Below are 1,184 nucleotides of genomic sequence, written 5' to 3'. Positions count from 1 at the left end.
CTCCGCCTGCAGGCGCACCGCGCCGGCCACCAGCAGCAGGGCCAGCTGCTGGTCGGCGACGCGCTCGCTGCCGCCGGCCAGATACGCCAGTTCGGTGGCGTCGAGCGGCGTGTCGAGCGCGGCGCGGCGCAGTCCACGCACGGCCAGGCGCAGGCGCGCGCCCAGGCTCCAGGCCAAGCCGATGCAGGCCAGGAACAGCAGCAGGAACGGCGGTCCCGGCCAGTGCAGCGGCGACAGCGGGCCGTGGCGCTGCCAGAGCAATGCGAACAGCAGGGCAACGCCCAGCATCCAGCCCCACAGGGCGACGCCGCGGCGCGTGGGCGCGCTGCGGCGCGCGCCGGTCAGGCGCGGTGCCGGCACGGATGGCCGCGTGCCGGCCGGCGCCGGCCAGCATGCCGCTGGCGGTTCGCCGAAGTAGTACCGGTACTGCGCCAGGGTGGCCGCGTACTGGGCCTGGAAGCGCGCGGCGTCGGCCGGGTCGCCGCGCCCGGGGTGGTGGTGCAGGGTGCGGCGCAGGATCTGCGGACAGAACCGCTGCCAGTACTCGCGGGTGTCGGTGAGGTGCGCGTGCCAGGCCTGATCGACCAGCGGACTCGGCGTGATCTCCTCGCCGGCGACGCAGGCCAGGAAGCAGAAACGCCGGTATTCCTCGACCAGGTGCGTGGCCAGCGCCGGCGACACGCCGGCCTCCTCGGCGACGCGACGCTCGAACGCCGCCAACGCCGTCTCGCCCTCGCCGAAGCCGTCGGCCTGCAGACGCTGCCACAACGCCGCGTGATCGGGATCGACCGCGGCCGGCCGCAGCGGCGTGGACGTCGGCGTCATCGCATCGCCTCCCAGCCGGCGGGCGTCATGAACAGCGCCACCACCAAGGCCAGCATCTGCAAGGCGAAGCACAGCAACTGCCGCCGCAGCAGGCGGCGCATGCCCTGCCAGCGCGCCAGCCAATCGCGCGGCGGCGGCGGCCTGCGCAGCAGGCCCAACCGCTGCAGGACGGCGTCCAGGTCGGCACCGGCGCGCGGCAGGTCCGGTTCGGCCAGGACCGCCTCCAGCAGCGCCACGTCCAGGCCGACCCGCGCCGCCCAGTAGCGCTGCAACAGGCCCGCCAACGCGGCGACGCCGCACCAGACCACCGCAAGCAGCGCGCCGCCGCCGGCGTACCACGCCGCCAGCGCCACCGTCAG

The 1,184-nt window shown here is 75.6% G+C and carries 1 protein-coding gene and 1 pseudogene; both read right to left on the bottom strand.

Annotation, left to right across the window (positions count from 1 at the left end; genetic code table 11):
* Positions 1-825: NUDIX domain-containing protein (locus D183_RS0122880; RefSeq protein WP_017911051.1), on the bottom strand; the 825-nt coding region annotated here is incomplete at its 3' end.
* Positions 822-1,184 (bottom strand): annotated as a pseudogene (locus tag D183_RS25740) (hypothetical protein); the annotation flags it as partial. The pseudogene D183_RS25740 and the gene D183_RS0122880, both read right to left, overlap by 4 nt.

The sequence above is a fragment of the Xanthomonas sp. SHU 199 genome (assembly GCF_000364665.1).
GTDB lineage: Bacteria > Pseudomonadota > Gammaproteobacteria > Xanthomonadales > Xanthomonadaceae > Xanthomonas_A > Xanthomonas_A sontii.
Note: the sequence above shows the minus strand (reverse complement) of the source record. Positions and strands in the feature narration are given on the sequence as shown.